We start from the raw sequence: 22,477 nt of genomic DNA on the forward strand, positions 1-22,477 counted from the left end.
AGCATTTGCCGGTAAAACTCTGTTAGCAATTTGTATCCGCGTTCCCGCCAAGCCAATGGTTTCCGGCTTGCGGGCCTGAGTGTTGAGTAGCTGTGCCATGCGTTTGAAGCTTGTCTCGTCGATTGTGATCGGCTGCCTTGTCCTTGGTGGATGCCGCGCGTCCGGCCCGGATGACGTCCTGCAGATCGGATCGAGACCGGTTCCGCAGGTCAATACCGCATCGATTCCGCAATCGCCCCCGCAAGGGATGGCCCCGCAGGCACCGGTACCGATGGCCGATGTGGCTTCGGAGATTGCGCCCGCGTCCGCCGTTTCGTCCGAGCCGCATCAACAAGCGCTCGCCTGGGCCGGACCCGTGCCGGGTGGCACACCGATGCCGTCGAGCACCATGACAGCCGGCATGCCGATGCCGAACGAGCGACCTGTCGCCATGCTCGCACCGGTGGTGCCGCCGATTCCCCAAGATCTGCAGCAGGATCTGCAAGAGGCGCCGCGTCAGAAGAGTGGCGCGGCCGGTCGTTCGCGCATCTACAGCCACCGTTTCAAGGATGCCAAGCCGATCAATTTCGGCAAGACCAAGCCGCGCGACTATCCGGTTCACGGCGTCGATGTCTCGCGCTGGCAGGGCGAGATCGACTGGGCGAAGCTGCGCAGCCAGGGTGCGAACTTCGTCTATATCAAGGCGACCGACGGTGGCGATCACCTGGACCCGATGTTCAAGAAGAACTGGAAACGCGCCAACGATGCAGGCATGAAGCGTGGTGCCTATCACTTCTTCTACTGGTGCCGGACGGCCGGCGAGCAGGCGGACTGGTTCATCCGCAATGTGCCGCGCGATCCCGATGCGCTGCCGCCGGTGATCGACGTCGAATACAATGGCGAATCCAGCTGCAAGCGCCGCCTCTCGGCGGAAACGGTCCGCGAGAAGATGCAGGTCTTCATGGATAAGCTCGAGCGCCACTATGGCCAGCGCCCGGTGATCTATACCGCGCCAGATTTCTACAAGGACAACCTGCGCAATGCCTTCCTCGACTATCCCTTCTGGCTGCGCGCCGTTGCCCAGCATCCGTCCAAGGTCTATCCGGGCCGCAAGTGGATCTTCTGGCAGTATTCCGGCTCCGGCCTGTCGCATGGCGTCAAGGAAAAGATCGACCTCAACGTCTTCCATGGTAGCGAGGAACAATGGCATCGCTGGTCCGGCCGCGGCGCGAGCTGAGATAGACCGTCCTGAGTCGCCCTGTCGCTAGGCGCCTTTCCCAGGTTCGACCACCGGAGGATTGCGGGTCTCGTCGGGATTGGGATTGGGCCATTCGTCCGGCAGAAGGTCCGGTGCCGGTTCCTCGATCGGCACATCCGGTATCCACCCCGGTGCGGGCATCGGCGGCAGATCCTCAGGTGTCGGGTTCGGTATTCCTGGCGTTGTTGTCATGGTCATCTCCTCGTGTGCGTGGGCGTGTTGCAATTGCCGCAAGCAAGTGCCGCAGCCTGTCCTGTATGCAATCCGCAACTGAAGACATTGGTTCCCGCCACGCTTCCGGTCAGGGGTCGCCCCCGTCTTTTTCACCGCCGGTCGTTGCCCGGTTTCCGCGCTACTGCCGCGGCTTACCCGAACCTCTCAGCGCAACGAGCCAAGCGCGCGCATATTGTCGCGAAGCCGGAATAAACGTCTGCGAAAAATAATTGCCCAGGCTCGGAACTCTTTGCCGCCGACAATCGTTTTTGAAAGACATGAGGAGGAGTTTGCCATGGCTCAGGTATATTGTGATATTGTTCCCCAGGCGAACGGCTGGGTTTTCGTCTCCGACGGCGTGCAGTCGGCTGCCTATCCCAGTTATCGCCTGGCGGTCGAAGCCGCCAAGACCCATACGGACCGGCAGACCGGCAAGCGTCGGACTTTCATCTTCCGCCAACAGGATCTGAAGGGTGGTATGCTCGAAATCGGCGCCATGTCGCAGGCTTTCGAACAGCGCGCGGCTGGTGCGGCGGGTCAGAAAGCGGCAGTGCAGAAATAACGGTTCGGAAACGGCAGTCTAGAATCTGATAAGATGCGGGTGAGTGAGGGGCGTTCCGGACGCGAACAATCGATTGCAAAACCACGGCTGCCGGCGCAGCCGTGGTTTTCGGCATACGTCGGCCGCCGCCGGTCACGGGGCCTCGTCGCTTGCAACAGTGACCGTCACCTTTTCCACGCCGGGCACAGACATGATGATGTCGACGGCGCGATCGATCTCGCGACGCGATGTGATCCGGCCGCCGAGCACGATCTCCGTTCCCCTGGCAACCACCGTCAGTTCGCTGGCATCGAGCCCTTGCGAGACGGCAAGCGCCCTGGCGGCGGCGATCTCCAGGCGCGCCGCACTCGGATTTTCCGTTTCGGTGACAGGTTTGTCGTCATGAAAGCGTTGCGGCTTGAAAACCATTGCGTTGATCCTCCATGTTTCAGCAGGTCAGATTTCACTGGGTCTAACGCGGCGCCCCGCTTTATGTTCGCTTGTTTGCGAATAAATCTGATCCGTGTTTGTCTGTGGCTGCAGCGTCTGCCCACGCCGGCGGTGGAGAGGCCCCGACCATGAAATTCCTGACCAGCTATCTCGGGCGGCTTTTTCCGACCGCGTCGATCGGCACCTATCTGGCGATGATGGCAGTGCTTTCGACCTTGCCCCTGCTCGGGTTTGTCGTTTTTCTGCTGCTCGAGCTTGAGCGGGGTCAATTCCAGGCTTTGAAGATCGAGACAGCCCAGGATGCGCAGACCGTCGGCCGCAATGTCGAGCGCGCAGTGTCGGACATGGCGACGACGCTAACATTGGTGGCCAATTCGGCCGAATTGCAGCAGGGCAATCTGGCGGCCTTTCACCGCCGCGTGTCGGAAAGCCTGAAAGGCAGCTCGCTCTATGTCCTGCTCGTCCGGGCGGACGGGGGCCAGCTGCTCAACACGCGTTTGGCTTTCGGTACCGCACTGCCGAGGATGTCCAACATAGCCTCGCTGCAATCGGCGCTGCGCTCCGGAAAAACCGAGCTGTCGCGCGTCTTCTACGGGGCCACCAGCAAGCGCTGGGTCGTCAACCTGACGATGCCCTTGCCGCCTGCCAAGGCGAATGATGCGGCAGCGGTTGTGCTCACGCAGGATGCCGCCAGTCTCGCCAGTCTGTTGTCGACGGACAACCTTCCCCCGGGCTGGACGGCCGGGCTATTGGATAGCGATGGCCGGGTCATCGTGTCCAGCGGACCCGACAACCGGCCATCCGGCGACCAGTTCGACCAAAGCTCGCTGGACCTGATGCATGGTGCCAACAACAGCCTGATCATCTACCGGGATGGCGTGCAGTATCTGCTCGGCTATTCCAAGGTCGCTGACGGACCCTGGAGCGTGGCGATCTGGGGACCGGTGGCGAGCGTCCAGGGATCCTTCGTCACCATCTGGAAAAACCTGCTGATCGGCAGCCTGGTATTCCTGGCGTTGAGCCTGTGCGTTGTTCTGACGGCGGCCCATCAGCTGCGTTCGGCCATCCGCAAGATCGCCGCCATGGCGGAACGCATCGGCCATGGCGACATCGTGTCGCCCGAACGCACCAAGATCCTCGAGGCAAACCAGGTGGCCTTTGCCCTGTCCAACGCATCCTTCGACCGTGCCCAGGCCGAGGAGCGCACGCATTTCATCCTGCAGGAGCTGGTGCACCGGACGAAGAACATCCTGTCGCTGGTCCAGGCGATGATGCGCCAGTTGGCGCGCGGAACCGACAATGTCGATGAATTCCAGCGCGCCGTCAGCGGACGTCTGGCCGGCCTGGCCCAATCGATCGAGGCCCTGGCCAAGCAGCAATGGGGCGGCATTCCCCTGTCGACCCTGGTCGAACTGCAGCTGATGACGGTCGTCGGCTCGACCGAGCGCGTCACACGGCGCGGGCCTGACCTGCTGGCCAATGCCAATGCTGTGCAGAATCTCGGCCTGGTCTTCCACGAGCTCGCCACCAATTCGGTGAAATATGGTGCGCTCTCTGTGTTGGAAGGCAAGATTGCCGTGGAATGGACAATCCTCGATGCCGAGTCAGACCAGCGCATGCTGGAAGTGACCTGGACGGAGATGAACGGCCCGCCGGTCAAGGAGCCCAGCAGGCGCGGTTTCGGTTCGACCGTGGTCGAGCGGCATGCCGCCAGCGCCTTTGGCGGCAAGGTCAGCATGGACTTCAATCCCGAAGGACTGCGCTGGTCGCTCGTGGCGCCACTTGAGGCTTTTGTCAGCAATTAGAGCAATTCCAGCAAAAGTGGGAACCGGTTTTGCGTCCGGAATTTCGTAAAAACAAAGAGATAGAGCATTGAAGGCGACACCGTTTTCGCCGGCAATGCTCTAGCCGTTCGGGTCACGCTGGAACACGCCGGGGACACGTGCGTGAATGGCGCAGCCGTCAAACCGGACTTTCTGACTGTCTTTCAGCCGCGTTGCGCTTGCGCCTGACGGCTGAGCGCATCGGCCCGGGCCTTGGCGGTCTCGAGGATCTGGCGGATCTCTTCGCTTTTTTCACCACCGCGGGCGATGCCCGCCGACGGGGTCAGCCCGGGATCTTCCGCGCCGTCGTGCATCATCACCTCTTCCTCCAGACTGCGCAGCAATTCGAGCGTGCTGTCGGGCCTCAGCAGCGCTGATGTAAGCAGCGAGATGAGTATCTCGCGATGAGCGTTCAGCCGCCCCTCGATCATCTGTCCGTCGAGCATTGAATTGTCGGTTTGCATCGGTCTCGCGCCTCTCTGCCACGCTGTGTGGCCTCCCATGATGCAGGGGAACAATGATGGCGGTCAAATGTTTCATCCGAAACCTGAAATAGTGGGCGAAAGGAGAACCTCATGGTTGATACGGCAGTTGAAACAGTCCGCGCTCCGCGCTGGCGCCGTCATAGCGACCCGCGCGACAGGCTGATCCTCGCCTTGTCCGCCCAGCTTGAAGCCGAACGGCACAAGCGGGAGGCCCTGCGTCTGGCGCTTCGTCAGGGCGCCGTGGATCAGGCATTGCTCGAAGCGATCGCCGAAGAACCCGTTGCGGCAAGCAGCGAGGAGATTGCCGCCCTGCAGCAGACTGTAGCGCTCCGCAACCGGACGTTGGGCGAAGACTATCGGCCAGAATTCTGGATGTGAATTGCGGCAAAAGAAGTAAGCAATAGCTTACTAAGGCGGGGCGATCAGAGGACCGATCGAACCCGGTTCTCGGTCAGGCGCGCATAGACGTCGGCATAACTTTCCGCGCTGCGATCCCAAGAGTAGTCCGCACGCATCGCCTGTAGCTGCATCCGCGACCACTGACGCCGGTCGCCAAAGGCATCGGCGGCGCGGCGCAAGGCATGACGCAGGCCCTCCGGTCGCACCGGGTGAAACTGGAACCCGGTCGCAGCCCTTGCCGTCAGTGCCGCGTCATTTGCATCGATGATCGTTTCCGACAGGCCACCAGTGCGTGACACCACCGGCACGCAGCCGTAACGCAGCGCATAGAGTTGCGTCAGCCCGCAGGGCTCGAAACGCGATGGCTGAATGATCGCGTCCGAACCGCCATGGATCTGGTGTGCCGTCTGCTCGTTGTAACCGACCGATACGGCCATTCTGCCGGGAAACCGGGCGGCTGTGGCTTTCAATGCGTTCTCGATGTCGTGGTCGCCCTGACCCAGCACGATCAGGCGACCGCCGCGATAGAGGATCTCATCCGCCACTTCGGCCAGCATGTCCATGCCCTTCTGCCAGGTCAGCCGGGTCACTGCCGAGAACAACGGTCCGTCGCCGGGCTCGAGCCCGAAGCGCTCCAGCAGCAGCGCCTTGTTGCGCTTCTTGTTGCGCAGCGTCTTGGTGTCATAGCGAAAGGGCAGGTAGCTGTCGGTGGCCGGGTTCCAGACATCGTTGTCGATGCCGTTGACGATGCCCTGCAGCCGATCGAGCCGCGCATTCAGCACGCCGTCCAATCCCATGCCGAAGGCTGGCGACAGGATTTCACGTGCATAGGTGGGGCTGACGGCGGTGATGTGATCGGCGGTCATCAAGCCGCCCTTGAGATAGCTGATATCGCCGAAATATTCGAGCCCATCGACCGAATAGGCTTCCGGCGGCAGCCCGATATAGGGCAGCAGCGTGGACGAGTATTGGCCCTGGAAGGCGAGGTTGTGAATGGTCAGCACCACGGGCACGCTTGAGCCGATATGGCGCATGTAGACAGGCGTCAGCGCCGCCTGCCAGTCATGGCAATGAACGAGGTCGGGTTGCCAGCCGGGCAGGGCACCCGCCGCAATCTCGGCGGCCGCGAGCGACAATACGGCAAAACGTTTCCAGTTGTCCGGGTGGTCGGTGCCGTCCTGATCCACGTATGGCCCGCCATCGCGTTCATAAAGCGCAGGCGCATCGAGCACGAACAGGCTCAGCCCGTCTATGTCGAGATGCCGCAGCATGGCCTTTTCGCCGAGCAGGTCGTCGAATGCCATCAAGGGCGGATGCTGTCGCGTCAGCGCCAGAAGCGAAGGATAACCCGGAACCAGCGTGTGGGTCTCGATGCCGAAGCGCTGCAACGCCTTGGGCAGCGCTCCTGTAACATCAGCGAGGCCGCCAGTCTTGACCAGCGGGTAGATCTCGGAGGTCACCGCAAGCACCTGCAGAGCCGCATGCGGGATGCCGCCCATGGTCAGGCGGGCCTGACCTTCGATCTGATGCGTCTCGCGCATGCGTTGGATGAATTGTGCCCGCCCCAGAGCGATGCCGATTTCCGCTTCGCCCATGGTCGTCATCCCTTGGGTGCTTTGACGGCTTTCACCAGTCGCGGCGGTTGTCGTCGTGCCGGGCGCGCGCCGCACGCAAGACTATCCTCGATCGCCGATGCCTGCGCTTCGGCTACACGCTGTCCGGCATTGTCGATCGTTCGGTCGGAAGCCGCCTGCAACATTTGCCAGTCCAGTAGCGCCGCATGCCAGTGATCGCCGTCACGGCCATGGGGACGGCCTTCTTGCTCCCAATGGAAATAGGCTCTGCGGGCAATCCAGTCATTGTCTTTGCCGGGGTCACTGTCGCTCATGGGTTCTCTCCGCTCGCCGCCGCACTCACCTGTCATCACGAACAGCCCAGCAGGCCGGACCCGCCGGAAGCGGGCCGAAGCCAGGCAATCCGAAGGGACTAACGGCGACCTCGTACTGCGTCGTTGTTCCACTTCGTCCAGTTCATGCGAGAGATAGACAAACGCTTAACGCCGGCGGTGGCAATCGGTTCCCGGCGCAGCGAGGGATTTGAACGACCTCAGATCTTGCCTGTTTACGACGTCTCCGCCCAGTCACGACGCGTTGCGCGGCTATTCGCTTGCATATTAGCGAAATCGGTTCCGCGGGCACCATTCATTAACCTTCAGGCAAGGAATTAACCATAATGATTGCTGGACACGTCGGAGTGGGACTTTTCCAAGTTTCCTTCGGGCATGACGCCGTCCCGTCGTACCGGTTTTGACCCGGTCTGTAAAAATCATGCAGGCAGTTCGACAGACGGCTCGCCATGAATGCGGATGGACCTCCAGACGTGGTCCATCACCTTGCATTCGCGTTTCGGCCACCGCTCCATCGCTCTGCCCAGAAGGGACGATCTCGTTCGAGATCGCGGCAATACGGGCATTATGGCAAGTCAGGTCAATCCGACGGAACGGACAACGGGAGCGCAGGCAGGCAGCCTGGGCGAACGCTTGCGTTTTGCCGGCCTTGATGACAGCCACCGCGAACTGCTGCGCCAGAACCGCCACCTGCTATCGCCGCAAGTGAAGACGGCACTGCGTGATCTCTTCCAGCGTCTCCAGACATTTCCCGATGCGTCGCGCGCCTTTTCCAGCGAGCGTCAATACGATCGTTTCCATGACCTCCTGTCCTCGCACTGGGATGTGCTGACGGATGCCCGCTTCGACGCGCTTTACGCCGAGCGGGTGAAGGTTCTTTCCGACAGCGAAAGCCGCATGGGCCTTGACCCAAGGTGGCACATCGCCGGCCACGCGGTTGTTCTCGAACATCTGCTGACGGCCGTGATCAGCGAAAATGCCGGCTCCGGGCTGCTGCCCTCGGCGCGCCGGCGCCAGCGCGAGGTCACCGACCTTGCCGGTGCGCTCGTGCGTCTGGTCATGGTCGATGTCGAAATCGCCGTCTCCCTGCGTTTCAACGAACTGCGCGTCAAGCACCACCGTGACATGGCGGCCCAGCGCGAGCGTGATCGTGCCGAGGTTGAAGCGGTTTTTGGTCCCATCATCGAAGGCCTGGCGGAGCGCGACCTGACCGTGCGTATCAGCGCCGATGTGCCGGACGCCTATGCCGACCTCGGCAGCCGCATGAACGAGGCGCTGGAACAGCTCCAGACCGCGTTTCTGGCATCAGAGGAAAAACTCACGCAGGCCCGCGGCACAACCGATGCCATGGTCTCCGCCGCACGCGACTGTTCGAGCGGCGCCGATGCCCAGTCCGAGCGGCTGGGCGAGGCGTCCCGTGCGCTGGATGCCCTGACATCCGACGTGCGCGGCAGCGCCGGCAAGACCAGGAAAGCAGAAGCCTCGGTGGCCGCCACCCGCCAGTCGGTCGAGGCCAGCGGCCTGGTGGTCGGTCAGGCGATTTCGGCGATGGCCGATATCGAGGCCTCCGCCGAACAGATCGGCCATATCATCGGCGCGATCGATGAAATTGCCTTCCAAACCAACCTGCTGGCGCTCAACGCCGGCATCGAGGCAGCTCGTGCAGGTGATAGTGGTCGTGGCTTTGCCGTTGTTGCCCAGGAAGTGCGCGCACTTGCCCAGCGCTCGGCCGATGCAGCGCGCGAAATCAAGACACTGGTTGCCACGACCAAGAACCAGGTCGTCGCCGGTGTCGATATGGTCGCTAGGACGCAAGGCGCCATTGCCGATATAGTCACCCAGGTCGGCGGCATCAGCGGCACCGTTTCCGAAATCGCCAGCGAGACGGATGCCCAGGCGACCGGCCTTGCCGGCCTGTCATCCATCGTGGCCGCTCTCGGCAGCGATGTCTCTTCAACCGCCGATCTCGCCCGCCGCTCCAGTGACAGTTCGGACGACCTGCACAAGGTCATCCTCGAGCTCGGCGAGACGATCCGCGAATTCCACATCGAACGTCAGGTTCGCCCGTCAAAGCCGGTCTCGTCGCGTCTTGCCGTTTCGCCGGCAGCCGCTTCGCTTGCCGGTCTGCGGAACCTTGACGCAAATGACATCGACAATACGCCGTTTGATGATGATTTCGGCTTTTCTGTCCAGATTGCTGGGCTGGGAGGATGAGGGGATTGTTTACCACCATGCGCTACACAAGAAGCTCAGGCGGCGAATGTCTCCGAACAAATGGTGGATTTCTCAACCGGTTACCGGCTGGACCGGCACGATAGCTGCGGCTGCGTGAAACAAGGAAAGAAATGATGGCAGTCAAGAAAGGCCAACAGAAGAGTTTGAAACTCGCGGCAGTGCTGGACCTCAACGAGGCCTCCAATCTGAAGGCGAACATTCTCTCCTTGCGCGGCGCCCCGCTCACCATCGACGCCTCCGGCGTCGAGCGCGTCGGCGCACAGTGTGTCCAGGTTCTGATGGCTGCGGCCAAGGCCTGGGAAGCTGACAAGCACCCCTTCTCTTTCGGGAAGGCCTCGGAGGCCTTTCTCAAGACCCTTCAACTGATTGGCGTGAACGTCGACCATCTGCTCGCTAAGGAGATTCGGCAATGAAGAAAAAAGTGCTTACCGTGGATGACTCCAGAACCATCCGAAACATGCTTCTGGTGACCCTCAACAATGCCGGCTTTGAAACCATCCAGGCCGAAGACGGCATCGAAGGTCTCGAAGTGCTCGAAGAGTGCAATCCGGACGTCATCGTCACCGACATCAACATGCCGCGTCTCGATGGTTTCGGCTTCATCGAAGGCGTTCGCAAGAACGAGAAATACCGCGCCATCCCGATCCTGGTCCTGACCACGGAAAGCGACGCGGAAAAGAAGAACCGCGCGCGCCAGGCTGGTGCAACCGGATGGATCGTCAAGCCGTTCGATCCGACCAAGCTGATCGATGCCATCGAGCGTGTAACCGCCTAAGCCGGGATTTTCTCCTATGGATATGAACGAAATCAAAGAGATCTTCTTCCAGGAATGCGAGGAGCAGCTTGCAGAACTGGAATCCGGTCTTCTGAAAATGAATGACGGGGATCGTGACCCGGAGACGGTGAATGCCGTGTTCCGCGCGGTTCACTCGATCAAGGGCGGCGCAGGTGCTTTCGGTCTGGATGACCTGGTAGCCTTTGCGCATGTCTTTGAAACGACACTTGATTGCGTTCGTTCCAACAAGCTGGAACCTGGCCCGGAAGTGATGAAGGTGATGCTCAAGTCGGCCGACGTACTGGCTGACTTGACCAATGCCGCCCGCGATGGTGGCAGCGTCGATGCGTCCCGCTCCAGCGGCCTGGTCAAGGAACTGGAAGCCTTGGCAAACGGCCAAATGCCGGCGGCCCACGCTGCTCCGGCGGCTGCAGCCCCTGTCGCCAAGGCACCGGCTGCATCAGACGACGGCTTCCAGCCTGTTCCCTTCTCCTTCGACGGTTTCGGAGAAGAAGAGGAAGCGGCCGCCCTGTCGAGCTTCGAGGTCAGCTTCAAGCCGCGTCGCGAGCTGTATTCCAAGGGCAACGAAGCTGCTCTCCTGCTGCGCGATCTCTCGCGCACCGGCGAAATGAGCATCAGCTGCATCATGGACGACCTGCCATCGCTTGATGACCTGGACCCGGAAGAAGCCTATTTCGCCTGGAAAATCCAGATCAAGCCGGAAAAGGGCGAAGAGGCTATTCGGACCGTGTTCGAATTCGCCGAATGGGACTGTGACCTCGAGATCAAGATGATCGAGACGGAACAAGCCAAGCCAGCCGGCGAAGAGCTTCCGATGATCCCTGTACCGTTCGACCTGTCGGCGCTCGACGACGGTCCGGAAATGGTCGCTGCCGAAACGGTCAATGCGGCTGTAGACGCTGCCGAAACCGCCACCCGCGTCAGCAAGCTTGCTGCCGCCAAGGCCGAAAAGAAGGAATCGCCGGCAGCCGCCGCCGCGGCCGCCGCTGCTGCCGCTGCCGCTCAGGCCAACAACGCCGCCGGCCAGACCATCCGCGTCGATCTCGACCGCGTCGACCGCCTGATCAACCTGGTGGGCGAACTCGTCATCAACCAGGCCATGCTGTCGCAGAGCGTCATCGAGAACGATGCGACCGGCACGTCTGCCGTCAACATGGGCCTCGAGGAGCTGCAGCAGCTCACCCGCGAGATCCAGGACTCGGTCATGGCGATCCGTGCGCAGCCGGTAAAGCCGGTCTTCCAGCGCATGTCGCGTATCGTCCGTGAAGTCGCCGACATGGTTGGCAAGTCGATCCGCCTCGTCACCGAAGGTGAAAATACCGAAGTCGACAAGACGGTCATCGACAAGCTGGCCGAGCCGCTGACCCACATGATCCGCAATGCCGTCGACCACGGCATTGAAAGCCCCGAGAAGCGCGCGGCCGCCGGCAAGGAGCCGGAAGGCACGATCAAGCTGACGGCGAAGCATCGCTCCGGCCGTATCGTCATCGAACTGGTCGACGACGGTGCCGGCATCAACCGCGAGCGCGTCCGCCAGAAGGCGATCGACAACGAGCTGATCGCGGCCGATGCCAACCTGACCGACGAAGAGATCGACAACCTGATCTTTGCGCCGGGCTTCTCGACCGCCGACAAGATCTCCGACATTTCCGGCCGCGGCGTCGGCATGGACGTGGTCAAGCGTTCGATCCAGGCACTCGGTGGCCGCATCTCGATCACTTCGCGTCCGGGCCTGGGGTCGACCTTCACCATGAGCCTGCCGCTGACGCTCGCCGTCCTCGACGGCATGGTCGTCACGGTCGCCGGCCAGACCCTCGTCGTTCCGTTGACGGCTATCGTCGAGACTTTGCAGCCGGAAGCGCGCAACATCCACTCCTTCGGCGCCAACCAGCGGCTGATCTCCATCCGCGACAGCTTCTGCCCGCTGGTGGATGTTGGCCGGATCCTGAATTTCCGCGGAACCCAGGCCAATCCTGTCGAAGGCGTGGCGCTGCTGGTTGAATCGGAAGGTGGCGGACAGCGCGCTCTGATGGTCGATGCTATCCAGGGGCAGCGTCAGGTCGTCATCAAGTCGCTGGAAGCGAACTACACCCATGTTCCGGGCATTGCCGCCGCAACCATCCTTGGTGATGGACGCGTGGCGCTGATCCTTGATGTGGATGCCGTCGTTGCCGCCTCGCGCGGCCAGTCCCTCAAGCAGGAAATGTCACTAGCAGTCGCAGGATAGTCTCATGTCGTATGCGGTCAGAAGCCTTGCAGAAGGAAATCGCGAACTCATCGCCTTCCGTATCGGAGAGCAGGAGTTTTGCGTGAACGTCATGTCGGTGCGCGAGATTCGCGGGTGGACCCCCGCGACTCCGCTGCCACATTCGCCCGGCTACGTTCTGGGGGTGATCAATCTGCGCGGCGTCGTATTGCCGATCATGGACCTGTCCGGACGCCTCGGCATGAAGCCGGTCGAGCCAAGCGCGCGCCATGTCATCATCGTGGTGCAGGTTCGCTCGAAGGTCATCGGTCTGCTGGTTGAGGCAGTCTCCGACATACTGACTGTGACTGAGGACAACATACAACCGACGCCGGAGATCTCCTCCGACCTCGAACGCCAATATGCCCGCGGCATTCTCGCGATCGACAAGCGGATGATCTGCTTGATCGAGCTTGGTGCTCTTTTTTCCGACGCCGAAAGCGAGGCTGCATGACATTTGCAATGAGTTCATCCAGGCAATCTGAAGACGAGGTCCTGGCCAGCGGCGAATACCCGCTGACCCGTCGCGACCTCAATGAGATCGCAGCGATGATCTATTCGGACGCAGGCATCGCCCTCAATGATTCCAAGGCATCTCTGGTCTATTCCCGGCTGTCCAAACATATCCGCAATCTCGGCCTGTCGGGTTTCCGCGCCTATTGTCAGCTTGTTGCCTCTCAGGAAGGGGCAGGGGAACGGCGCGAAATGCTCTCGCACCTGACCACCAACTTCACCCGGTTTTTCCGCGAGAACCATCACTTTGAACATCTCCGTGACGAGGTTCTCCCCGGACTGATCGCCCGGGCGAAGGCCGGCGGCCGCGTTCGTATCTGGTCGGCCGCGAGTTCTGACGGTCAGGAGCCCTATTCGATCGCGCTGACGGTGCTCCAGGCATTTCCGAATGCTGCCGACTACGACTTCAAGATCCTGGCGAGCGACATCGATCCCAAGATCCTCGCCATTGCCCGCCAGGGTGCCTATGACGAGCAGGCGCTTGAAACCGTTTCTCCCGCCATGCGCAAGCAATGGTTCAAGGAGACCGAAATCAACGGCCGCCGCAAGTTCCAGGTCGATGACCGTCTCAAGCGCATCATCACCTTCAACGAGCTGAACCTGATGTCGCAGTGGCCGTTCAAGGGCAATTTCGACGTCATTTTCTGCCGCAACGTCGTGATCTATTTCGACGAGCCGACCCAGGTGAAGATCTGGGGCCGTTTCGCCGGGCTGCTGCCGGTCGGTGGCCACCTCTATATCGGCCATTCGGAGCGTGTCTCCGGCGATCCGAAGAACGATTTCGACAATATCGGCATCACCACCTATCGCTATCTCGGCAAGCAGGGAGGGCGCAAATAATGGGCAATCCAGCACGCGTTCTCGTTGTCGACGACAGCCCGACCATGCGCGGCCTGATCACGGCTGTGCTCAGCCAGGATCCGGATGTCAGCGTTGTCGGCCAGGCCGGCGATGCCATGGAGGCCCGCGCCGCCATCAAGCAGCTGAACCCGGACGTCGTGACGCTCGACATCGAGATGCCGAACATGAACGGCCTCGAATTCCTCGAAAAGATCATGAAACTGCGCCCGATGCCGGTCATCATGGTCTCGACCATGACCCATCGCGGCGCGGAAGCGACGCTGGCGGCGCTCGAGATCGGAGCCTTCGATTGCGTCGCAAAGCCAGTGCCCGGTGATGCCCGCCCGTTCGGTGAACTGGCGGAAAAGGTCAAGGCTGCGGCCCGCTCGCAGCACCGTCATGCACCGGCTCCGCAGCTGCAGTCGCAAACGGCGGCCCCGGTCGCCGATTTCCGCGTTGGTCGCAAGATCGTCGCCATCGGGTCTTCGACCGGTGGGGTCGAGGCACTGATCGCAGTTCTGCAGAAGTTCCCGCGCAATTGCCCGCCGACGGTCATCACGCAGCATATGCCGCCGACCTTCACCAAGAGCTTTGCCGAGCGCCTGAACAGGCTTTGTGCCCCGGTCGTCGAAGAGGCAACCGATGGTGCAAGGCTTGAAATCGGCAAGATCTATCTTGCCCCCGGCGGCGAACGTCATTTGCAGGTGTCGAATGCGTCGGCACCCTGCTGCCGCCTGGTCGAGCGTGCCCCGGTCAACGGCCATCGCCCCTCGGTCGATGTGCTGTTTGATTCGGTTGCCGAACTGGCGGGTCGCAGCGCCGTTGGCGTGATCCTGACAGGCATGGGGCGCGATGGCGCCTCCGGCCTGTTGAAGATGCGTCACGCCGGTGCCCGCACCATCGGTCAAAACGAAAAGACCTGCGTGGTCTATGGCATGCCGCGCGTCGCCCATGAACTGGGCGCCGTCGAACATCAGCTGCCGCTTGGTTCCATTGGGGAGGAGATCCTCAAACTAACTGCCGCCCGAAAAGAAGGTATCGAATAATGTCCATAGCCGAAAAAATCAAAGTTCTGATCGTCGACGATCAGGTCACCAGCCGCCTCCTCCTGTCGGACGCCCTGACCCAGCTTGGCTTCAAGCAGATCACGGCAGCCGGCGACGGAGTTCAGGGAATGAAGGTCATGGAGCAGCAGCCCCATCATCTGGTCATCTCTGACTTCAACATGCCGAACATGGATGGCCTTGGCCTCCTTCAGGCTGTTCGCACCAACCCGAACACCAAGAAGGCAGCCTTCATCATCCTCACCGCACAGGGCGACCGTGCGCTGGTACAGAAGGCCGCCCAGCTGGGTGCCAACAACGTGCTCGCCAAGCCTTTCACCATCGAAAAGATGAAGGCCGCGATCGAGGCCGTATTCGGAGCATTGAAATAAAATGATCGAGGACAGGGCAGCTAAACGCGTCCATATCATTCAGGGCGAGTGGAAGGTGAGCGACGACCCGAATGTGGTCCTGTCGACGATCCTTGGCTCGTGCGTGGCTGCCTGTATTCGGGATCCGGATGCGGGAGTGGGAGGTATGAACCACTTCCTGCTTCCTGGCTCGGCTGTCCCTGGTGCCGGTGGTGGCGACGCTACCCGTTACGGGGTCCATTTGATGGAGCTTCTGATCAACGGCCTCCTGAAAAAGGGGGCACGCAGGGATCGATTGGAAGCCAAGATCTTTGGCGGCGCGAAGACGATTGCGACGTTCTCCAATGTCGGCGAACAGAATGCAGCGTTTGCCACCCAGTTCCTGCGCGACGAAGGGATCAGGGTGGTCGGCTCCTCCACGGGCGGGGACCACGGCCGCAAGCTTGAATTCTGGCCGGTCGGCGGCCGCGCCAGACAGTATCCGCTCACAGGCGCGGAAACCCAGAAGACGGTCGCGCTTGAAAGGCGTCCGGCTCCTGTGTCGAAGCCGGTGGAAAGTTCAATCGAGTTTTTCTAGTACTGGAAATCGGATGCAAAACGAAAACAAAGCCGACGTCGCAGGCCCCGAGGAAGCGTTGCCGGAGATCCTGATGCGCATCGTCAGCGAACTGCATGACGTTGCCTATCTGATCGAGCGGGTCGAGCCACAGCTTTTGGAACTGGGCGGTTCAAAAGTGCTGGAATCCTCCGACAGCATCAAGGTCCTGCAGGGCATCGACCTCGCCGTACAGAAGACCCGCGGGCTTGCCGAGTTCATCGATACAATTACCGGATCGATTCCGTCGGCCTGGATGATCGACATGACGACGGCCCTCAGCCTCGTCAAGCTTGCCGAAATGCAGAAGACCCTGGGCGCCGGTTTACGCCATGGCCATTCCCAACCGCTCAGCAAGGCGGCTGGCGACTTCGACTTCTTCTAGCGTGCCGCCTGTTTGTCAGGCATCCTTCTTTCCACTGGCTAAGCCGAAATGAATTCGGCATTTCAGCCTCGCGAAACTCTCGCACAAGTTTCGCTTTCTATGGTCTCGCCAAGGGCAAAAGCCCTCAAACCTTTCTTTATGATGGTGCGAGACAGAATGAATCTGTTAAATCAATTACTTCAGGTGCTGAAGAACTTCGGGTCGTTAGGCCAGACGAAGCTTTTGGCCATGGGCGGTGTAGCCCTTGTTTCATTCGCAATCATCATTGCCGGTGCTCTTTACGTCAACAAACCGGCCCTCGAGACACTTTATGTGGGTCTGGAACCGGTCGATTTGAACCAGGTCAGCATTGCGCTTGCCGAATCAGGTCTGAATTTTGAAGTCGGGACTGACGGTGCGAGCATTCGTGTTCCCGTCGGCATGACCAGCAAGGCCCGTCTTCTGCTCGCCGAGCGCGGCCTGCCCAACAGCGCTAATGCCGGCTATGAGCTTTTCGACAATGTCGGTTCGCTGGGCCTGACCTCCTTCATGCAGGAAGTGACACGTGTCCGCGCTCTGGAGGGTGAAGTCGCACGCACCATCCAGCAGATCAGCGGCATCGCAGCCGCCCGTGTGCATATCGTCATGCCCGACGTCGGCAATTTCCGCCGCGGTGAACAGAAGCCGACAGCATCCGTAATGATCAGAGCGGCCTCCGACGCGGGCCGCAAGTCCGCCGCCTCCATCCGCCATCTTGTCGCATCCTCGGTGCCGGGCCTCGACGTCGAGGACGTCACGATTCTGGATTCGACCGGCCAGCTCCTGGCATCCGGCGACGAAACAGGCGGCGCCGCAACGCGCTCACTCGGCGTTGTGCAGTCGGTACAGCAGGAAATCGAATCGAACATCGACAAGGCGCTTGCGCCGTTCCTCGGCATGGACAACTTCCGTTCCAGCGTCACGGCCCAGCTGAACACCGACAGCCAGCAGATCCAGGAGACCATCTACGATCCGGAATCGCGGGTTGAGCGTTCTGTCCGTGTCACCAAGGAAGCGCAGAAGTCCCTGCAGCGCCAGTCGGATACGGCGGCAACTGTCGAGCAGAACATTCCCCAGGCAGCCCCGGAAAGTGGCGGCGCGGGTCCTGAATCCTCTGACGAGCAGGACAAGAAGGAAGAGCAGACCAACTACGAAATCAACAGCAAGACCGTAGCGACTGTTCGCAACAGCTACACGCTCGAAAAAATCTCCGTGGCGGTCGTGGTCAACAAGGGCCGTATTGCCAAGATGGTCGGAGAACCGGTCGACCAGGCCAAGATCGATGCCTATCTCGCAGAGATGCAGAAGATCGTTTCTTCGGCCTCCGGCCTTGATGCAGCGCGCGGCGACGTCGTCACGCTGACGGCGATGGATTTCCTCGAGAACCAGCTGCTCGAAGAATCCGCAAGCGGCCCGGGCATCATGGAAATCCTCAGCCGCAATGTCGGCGGGATCATCAACTCGCTTGCTTTCGTCGCCGTCGCCTTCCTGATTGTCTGGATGGGGATCCGTCCGATGGTCCGCAGCGCAGGCGTTGGTGGTGGTGCTGCAGCTTTGACCGGCGATATGGGCGAGCAGGCCGCAGGGCTCGAACTACCCGACTTCTCGCCGGCGCTTGGCGGCGGTGCAGGAAGCTCGCTCATGGACGGCTTCGGCTCCGACTTCGGCTTCGACAGCACCGACGACCTGCTCACCCTCGACGACGACGCAGGTGGTGGCTTCAACCGCCGCGTCAAGGAAGGTCCCGAGCGGCGTCTGTCGCGCATGGTGGAGCTTTCCGAGGAGCGCGCTGCCAAGATCCTCCGCAAATGGGCTGTGGAAAACGCGGCTTGAGGAAAATCGGCTAACAAAACGCAAACCGCGCCCACCGGCGCGGTTTTTGCGTTATGGTCGCGGCGTGGCAGTATTACAGCACCATGTCTCCAATGGGCTCCTCTCTTTAATTGGGGATGTACCGTGACTGGTTGTGATCTTTGACTATTTATATTTTAAAATGAACATGATTCGTTAGGCCCGTGAGATGAGGGCAAGCGTTGAGTCGGGTTCAGCCGGTGAAATGCGCCTGTGTATCTTCTCGTTGGGATGTCACGTCCTCGAAGGGGCAACACTATATGGATGCCGAGCTGACAACGGAGGGATCAGGAAGCAGAGTGCGCTCACCCGCACGTGCTGAGCCTCCGCAGGGCTCGTCTTCCAGGGAGATCCTGATCCATAAATTGGCGGCGCCGGGGCAGTCCGGTGATCTCGCCCATTGCTTGCGCATGCTGACCGAATATCTGGGCGCGACGCACTATCTTCTGGCGCGCTACGATCTGGTGCAGGAAGACGGCCTTGATTTCGTCGTGGCGTCTGACTGGCCATTCGATCTGGTCCGTCGTCTGGATAGCGAACTGGCCACAACCTATTCGCAGTCGACCGAACTTGAGAAATGCATGTCGGTGCTGCAGCCGAAATACAATCTCCTGCCGGATGATGTGCATGTGCTGGACGGGATCAGCCGCCAGTATTGCTCGATCACCCTGAATGTCGGGCGCACGCGCCTGGCCCTGATGCTGCTGTTCCCGCAGGACCACGTTCTCGCCGCCGACCGGCTGCGCGAAGTGGGTCTGCTGATAGGCTACGTTGTCGGCCTGTCGGTCAGCAAGGGTCAGAAGAGCGACCGTGATTTCGAGCTGACCGAACGTGAGCTGGAATGCCTCTTCTGGATTGCAGAGGGCAAGACCAGCGATGAAATCGCCACGATTCTGGGGATCTCGCGCAACACGATCAACAATTACATCACCAGCGTCATGCGCAAGACGGCAACAAAGACGCGTTCTGAAGCGATCGCCTATGCGGTCAGAAACAATCTCGTCTGAGGGGGCGGAATGGGGCATCAAAACAGACCTGGCGGTTCTACTCTTGAAGATGCGACCTGGTCCAGCCAGCGCCCTGTCACGTCCCGCACCGATATCTTCCCGAAGCTTGTCTCGCTCCAGCGCTCGCTGAATGCCCGCGGCTTTGCGGCGTTCCGCGTCGCCGGCGCCAGCCTGCCGCACAAGCGTCGTCTGGATGCGGAATACGAGAACTGGAGCTCAGGCCTCAGCAGCGGCCGCGACGCCTTTGTCGCTGCCTATGGCGACACGCTGCTCGGCCATATCGAGGCCTCGACACTGCCGCTCATGTGGTGCGCCGACGACGAATCCAGTTTCATCGAGGCTTCGGATTTCACGCCGTTCACCACCCAGGTCGATGCCCGCCTGCTGCCGTATTCCGGCATTGCGTTTCCGGTGCGTCTGGGCGCCGTGGGAAATGGCTACATCGTCTTTCCGACGGCCGGCGGCGCGGATCTGCCGGGCGAACTGGTGCTGTCCGTGCATAGCCGCTGTTATCAGGTGATGACCGATATCCTGTCGCTCGATGAGCGCAAGGCGATGACATCGGAGACCCTGAGCGAGCGTGAGATCGCCTGCCTGCAGCTGGCCGGCGATGGCCGTATCAGCGAAGAAATCGCCGAGAGGCTGGGCCTTTCGGTCCATACCGTCAACGCCTATCTCGGTTCGGCAACGATCAAGCTGGATTCGGTCAACCGCATCCAGGCGATCGCCAAGGCGATCCGCCTTGGCTACATCACCTAACCGTTTTCCCAAGGAATTCAGCCGTATAAGGGCATGGCCTGTGCCTTGACGAATCGGGCTTCGCGCAGCCGTTGCTCAAGCATGCGTGTATTCGCATTCGGGTCGCCGGCCGTCTCATGAAACGCGATATGGTTGATCTCCAGGCCTGCTGTCTCGTTGGTCAGGGTCAGCTGCGCGTAGATCGTGATGTCGCGCGGCTTGATCTCGAGGTCGAGCACGATCTCCGGCGGACCGCCCCATTCGAGCCGATACTCTCCGCCCGAGCCGAAATTGACGGTGCCTGGATGAAAATAGAGTTCGGCGGCCGAAGAAACGAGATCTGCAATATTCCCGTAAAGTTCAAAGCGTAAAAGTGAAATGAGATCGGCCGCATCGAGCAGGCGCATCTCGCTTGCGACGGGGCTGATGGCTTCTGCCACAATACGTTCACGCTGGGTGGTGTAAGAGCACTTTTTCATAGTGGCTAGCGTATCCGTCTCTTGGGGGCCTTCGACGCGTAGACTCGGTGTACGAGTTCGGCGACGGCCTTATAAAATAACGACGGGATCACGCTATCCACTGAGACTTGCGCAAACATGGAGCGGGCGAGGGGCGGATCTTCAAATATGGGAATATTGTGCTCGCCGGCGATTTCTCGGATCTTCAGCGCAACGAGGTCCTGGCCCTTGGCAACCACGACAGGCGCCTCGTTCTCTTCACGCACATAGCGCAGCGCCACGGCAAAGTGGGTCGGGTTGGTGATCACCAGCGTGGCGCGCGGCACGTTGGCAATCATGCGCCTGCGCGCACGGTCACGAGCGATCGAGCGCTGCCGCGCCTTGACCACCGGGTCGCCCTGGGACTGCTTGTGTTCGTCCTTGATTTCCTGCTTGCTCATGCGCAGCTGTTCGTACCAGTGGTACCGCGTCCAGAACACGTCGACAGCCGCCAGCAGCGCCGTGGCCAGCAGGATGATGATCAGCATTTTTTTGATGATAATGGCGAATTTGACGAAGATCGTCTGCGGATCGGAGAACATCGAATCGATCACCGCGTAGTAGTCGTTGCGCAGCGCAAAGACCATGATCACCGAGACAATGACGATCTTGAACAGGGATTTGCCGAACTCGACCATGCCCGGGCCGCTGAAGATGCGGCTCCAGCCCTTGGCGAGTGAGATGCGGTTTGCCTGGGGGGTGATTCGGTCGAGCACGAAGGTCGGCAGATGCTGGACGATGCTTGAGCCGGCGCCCAGCACCATGAACAGGATGAAGGCCGGCGCCAGCAGCGCACCGATTTCCCAGCCGAGATGTGTGAACAGCGAGACGACATCGGTTGCCGTTCCCAGCCTCCACTGGTCGGGTCGCTCGAACAGGTCTTTCAGCGTTTCGCCTAGCCGGCCGATCCCGCTTGGTAGGAAGAAGACAAGGTAGAAATAGAAGCCCAGTGTGGATGCAAAAAGCGCGAGTTCACGCGAGATCGGGACATTTCCCTTCTCGTACGCATCGCGCACCTTTTTCTCGGTAGGATCTTCGGTTTTGCTGTCTTTATCTTCATCGTCAGACATGACCGTCGCCGCCCTTCAGACCGGTAGAGGCATCCACTGCCCGTATGATGAAGTCGGCGCCGTCGAGGCGCGCCGGCCGGCCACGATCATCGCGCCCGGCTGAAACGTAACCGCCCGCCGATTGCTGTTCAATCGGCGGGCGGCGATTTGTCGGGTTTTCAACAGAGGCGCAGGTTTAGGCCGCCTGATTCTCGCCTTCTGTCTCCTTGAGCTGGATCTGCCCGGCATTGGCGAGGCGAATCGCTTCCTGCGCCACGGCGCGGCGGGCGATGGCGATCTCGCGGGGATTGATCCCCGTGGTGCCGGACTGCAGGTCCGATTCGATCATGCGGCGCGAACGTGGGCTGATCGATGCCAGGACGCATTCCTTGATCTCGGTGCTGGCGCCGCGAAGCGCCATCGTGAGGATGTCGGCGGAGATGTCGTTGAGCAGCAGAACGCGGCTGCGCTGCGGCATGGCGAGCAGATCCTCGAACAGGAAGATCTTCGGGCGAACCTTGTTGACCGATTCCTTGCTGATCGATTCCAGCGAGGTGAGCAAGGTATCGACTTCGTTCTTTTCCAGTTCGTTCATCAGTTCGGCAACCTTCGCCGAACCCGTCGAATTGCGGTCTGCGTCGATCTCGGCGATCAGGTCGTGGACCCGGTTCTCGATGATCTGCGCCGCCTTCGGGCTGACATTCTTCAGGTTGACGGTACGGTTCATGATATCCGCGCGACGGCTGTCCGGCAGCTTGAGGAGCACCTTGGCGCCGAACGAGGAGGGCAGCATCGACAGGATATAGGCGACCGTCTGCGGATGTTCGCGCATCAGGAACTTGGCGATGAAATCGGGCTCGGCATCCTGCAGGCGATCCCAGATCGACGCCTCGAAGGCCTGGAAGGCGGTGCGGCGGCCGAGAAGACCGTCGACTTCTTCCGGCGTCAGGCCTTCCTCGAGAATGCTCTCGATGGCCTTGGCATTGTCCATCAGGCCCGCACCTTCGGTGAACAGGTCCTCGAATTCGTTGACCAGCCCCAGCAGTTCATCCGGTGGGATGGTGCGCAGGGTCTGAGCCGATGCGATGATTGTCTGCAATTCCGCCTGGGTAAAATACTTGAGCAGCTTGCCGGCAACGCCCTTGCCCATGGCCAGCAGCACGGCGGCTGCCTTATCGGCCTGGGAAAGCGGTTTGCCGGTTAAGGGGCCGCCAAAATCGTCAAAGTCCATCATGGTCTT

25 protein-coding genes are annotated in these 22,477 nt (G+C 60.8%); 17 read left to right on the top strand and 8 right to left on the bottom strand.

The features are described 5' to 3' along the window. Window positions 1–97: 97 nt before the first annotated feature. Entirely contained in the window at window positions 98–1,216 is a 1,119-nt protein-coding gene (locus GVK95_RS03160; protein WP_159946471.1) for a GH25 family lysozyme, read from the top strand. Between the two features lie 27 nt (window positions 1,217–1,243). Here the strand turns inward: GVK95_RS03160 and GVK95_RS03165 are convergent, their stop codons facing one another. Beyond that, a complete protein-coding gene (locus GVK95_RS03165) occupies window positions 1,244–1,429 on the bottom strand; it encodes a hypothetical protein (RefSeq protein WP_159946472.1) in 186 nt (61 codons plus the stop codon). Between the two features lie 316 nt (window positions 1,430–1,745). On the opposite strand from GVK95_RS03165, the gene GVK95_RS03170 reads away from it, so the two are divergent. Further along, window positions 1,746–2,012, top strand: a complete 267-nt coding sequence (locus tag GVK95_RS03170) for a hypothetical protein (protein WP_159946473.1) — start codon at window positions 1,746–1,748, stop codon at window positions 2,010–2,012. A 132-nt stretch (window positions 2,013–2,144) separates the two neighbouring features. On the opposite strand, the gene GVK95_RS03175 is transcribed toward GVK95_RS03170, so the two are convergent. Then, a complete protein-coding gene (locus GVK95_RS03175; protein WP_159946474.1) occupies window positions 2,145–2,420 on the bottom strand; it encodes a BON domain-containing protein in 276 nt (91 codons plus the stop codon). Window positions 2,421–2,569: 149 nt separating this feature from the next. On the opposite strand from GVK95_RS03175, the gene GVK95_RS03180 reads away from it, so the two are divergent. Beyond that, window positions 2,570–4,246 (top strand): sensor histidine kinase, encoded by a 1,677-nt coding sequence (locus GVK95_RS03180; RefSeq protein WP_159946475.1) that lies wholly within the window; start codon window positions 2,570–2,572, stop codon window positions 4,244–4,246. A gap of 182 nt (window positions 4,247–4,428) precedes the next feature. On the opposite strand, the gene GVK95_RS03185 is transcribed toward GVK95_RS03180, so the two are convergent. Further along, complete coding sequence (locus tag GVK95_RS03185; RefSeq protein ID WP_159946476.1) at window positions 4,429–4,728, bottom strand: hypothetical protein; 300 nt, start codon at window positions 4,726–4,728, stop codon at window positions 4,429–4,431. A gap of 111 nt (window positions 4,729–4,839) precedes the next feature. On the opposite strand from GVK95_RS03185, the gene GVK95_RS03190 reads away from it, so the two are divergent. Next, complete coding sequence (locus GVK95_RS03190; RefSeq protein ID WP_159946478.1) at window positions 4,840–5,127, top strand: hypothetical protein; 288 nt, start codon at window positions 4,840–4,842, stop codon at window positions 5,125–5,127. Between the two features lie 44 nt (window positions 5,128–5,171). Here the strand turns inward: GVK95_RS03190 and glgA are convergent, their stop codons facing one another. Both glgA and GVK95_RS03200 read right to left on the bottom strand, forming a co-directional pair. Then, entirely contained in the window at window positions 5,172–6,623 is a 1,452-nt protein-coding gene (glgA, locus tag GVK95_RS03195) for a glycogen synthase GlgA (protein ID WP_200844217.1), read from the bottom strand. Window positions 6,624–6,748: 125 nt separating this feature from the next. Then, a complete protein-coding gene (locus GVK95_RS03200; protein ID WP_159946482.1) occupies window positions 6,749–7,036 on the bottom strand; it encodes a DUF2934 domain-containing protein in 288 nt (95 codons plus the stop codon). 477 nt (window positions 7,037–7,513) lie between these two features. On the opposite strand from GVK95_RS03200, the gene GVK95_RS03205 reads away from it, so the two are divergent. The 13 genes from GVK95_RS03205 to GVK95_RS03265 all read left to right on the top strand — a co-directional run bounded on the left by GVK95_RS03205 (window position 7,514) and on the right by GVK95_RS03265 (window position 19,712). Next, complete coding sequence (locus GVK95_RS03205; RefSeq protein ID WP_348532443.1) at window positions 7,514–9,268, top strand: globin-coupled sensor protein; 1,755 nt, start codon at window positions 7,514–7,516, stop codon at window positions 9,266–9,268. A 134-nt stretch (window positions 9,269–9,402) separates the two neighbouring features. After that, window positions 9,403–9,702, top strand: a complete 300-nt coding sequence (locus GVK95_RS03210) for an STAS domain-containing protein (RefSeq protein WP_007604187.1) — start codon at window positions 9,403–9,405, stop codon at window positions 9,700–9,702. Then, a complete protein-coding gene (gene cheY1 / locus GVK95_RS03215; protein ID WP_159946484.1) occupies window positions 9,699–10,064 on the top strand; it encodes a chemotaxis response regulator CheY1 in 366 nt (121 codons plus the stop codon). The genes GVK95_RS03210 and cheY1 overlap by 4 nt, the downstream gene beginning before the upstream one ends. A gap of 16 nt (window positions 10,065–10,080) precedes the next feature. Beyond that, on the top strand, window positions 10,081–12,312 hold the full coding sequence (locus GVK95_RS03220) for a chemotaxis protein CheA (protein WP_159946486.1): 2,232 nt from the start codon (window positions 10,081–10,083) through the stop codon (window positions 12,310–12,312). Between the two features lie 4 nt (window positions 12,313–12,316). Continuing rightward, window positions 12,317–12,784 carry a chemotaxis protein CheW gene (locus GVK95_RS03225; protein WP_159946488.1) on the top strand — a complete coding sequence of 156 codons (468 nt, stop codon included), beginning with the start codon at window positions 12,317–12,319 and terminating at the stop codon, window positions 12,782–12,784. Further along, complete coding sequence (cheR, locus tag GVK95_RS03230; RefSeq protein WP_159946490.1) at window positions 12,781–13,683, top strand: protein-glutamate O-methyltransferase CheR; 903 nt, start codon at window positions 12,781–12,783, stop codon at window positions 13,681–13,683. The genes GVK95_RS03225 and cheR overlap by 4 nt, the downstream gene beginning before the upstream one ends. Further along, entirely contained in the window at window positions 13,683–14,729 is a 1,047-nt protein-coding gene (gene cheB, locus GVK95_RS03235; protein WP_159946492.1) for a protein-glutamate O-methylesterase CheB, read from the top strand. The genes cheR and cheB overlap by 1 nt, the downstream gene beginning before the upstream one ends. Next, a complete protein-coding gene (locus tag GVK95_RS03240) occupies window positions 14,729–15,118 on the top strand; it encodes a response regulator (protein ID WP_007604199.1) in 390 nt (129 codons plus the stop codon). The genes cheB and GVK95_RS03240 overlap by 1 nt, the downstream gene beginning before the upstream one ends. Window position 15,119: 1 nt before the next feature. Continuing rightward, a complete protein-coding gene (cheD, locus tag GVK95_RS03245; protein ID WP_159946494.1) occupies window positions 15,120–15,674 on the top strand; it encodes a chemoreceptor glutamine deamidase CheD in 555 nt (184 codons plus the stop codon). A 13-nt stretch (window positions 15,675–15,687) separates the two neighbouring features. Continuing rightward, window positions 15,688–16,077, top strand: a complete 390-nt coding sequence (locus tag GVK95_RS03250) for a hypothetical protein (RefSeq protein WP_159946496.1) — start codon at window positions 15,688–15,690, stop codon at window positions 16,075–16,077. 156 nt (window positions 16,078–16,233) lie between these two features. After that, window positions 16,234–17,928 (top strand): flagellar basal-body MS-ring/collar protein FliF, encoded by a 1,695-nt coding sequence (gene fliF / locus GVK95_RS03255; RefSeq protein WP_200844191.1) that lies wholly within the window; start codon window positions 16,234–16,236, stop codon window positions 17,926–17,928. A gap of 317 nt (window positions 17,929–18,245) precedes the next feature. Further along, on the top strand, window positions 18,246–18,953 hold the full coding sequence (locus tag GVK95_RS03260; RefSeq protein WP_159946500.1) for a helix-turn-helix transcriptional regulator: 708 nt from the start codon (window positions 18,246–18,248) through the stop codon (window positions 18,951–18,953). 9 nt (window positions 18,954–18,962) lie between these two features. After that, window positions 18,963–19,712, top strand: coding sequence for a helix-turn-helix transcriptional regulator (locus GVK95_RS03265; protein WP_007604209.1), 750 nt, complete (start codon window positions 18,963–18,965; stop codon window positions 19,710–19,712). Between the two features lie 17 nt (window positions 19,713–19,729). Here GVK95_RS03265 and GVK95_RS03270 read toward each other — a convergent pair whose 3' ends face one another. The 3 genes from GVK95_RS03270 to fliG form a co-directional block, all read right to left on the bottom strand. Then, entirely contained in the window at window positions 19,730–20,170 is a 441-nt protein-coding gene (locus GVK95_RS03270; RefSeq protein ID WP_159946502.1) for a hypothetical protein, read from the bottom strand. A gap of 5 nt (window positions 20,171–20,175) precedes the next feature. Further along, complete coding sequence (flhB, locus tag GVK95_RS03275; protein WP_159946504.1) at window positions 20,176–21,258, bottom strand: flagellar biosynthesis protein FlhB; 1,083 nt, start codon at window positions 21,256–21,258, stop codon at window positions 20,176–20,178. Window positions 21,259–21,433: 175 nt separating this feature from the next. Beyond that, window positions 21,434–22,471, bottom strand: a complete 1,038-nt coding sequence (gene fliG / locus GVK95_RS03280; RefSeq protein WP_159946506.1) for a flagellar motor switch protein FliG — start codon at window positions 22,469–22,471, stop codon at window positions 21,434–21,436. Between the last annotated feature and the right edge of the window lie 6 nt (window positions 22,472–22,477).

It is taken from the genome of Rhizobium sp. 18065 (assembly GCF_902706095.1).
Classification (GTDB): Bacteria; Pseudomonadota; Alphaproteobacteria; order Rhizobiales; family Rhizobiaceae; genus Allorhizobium.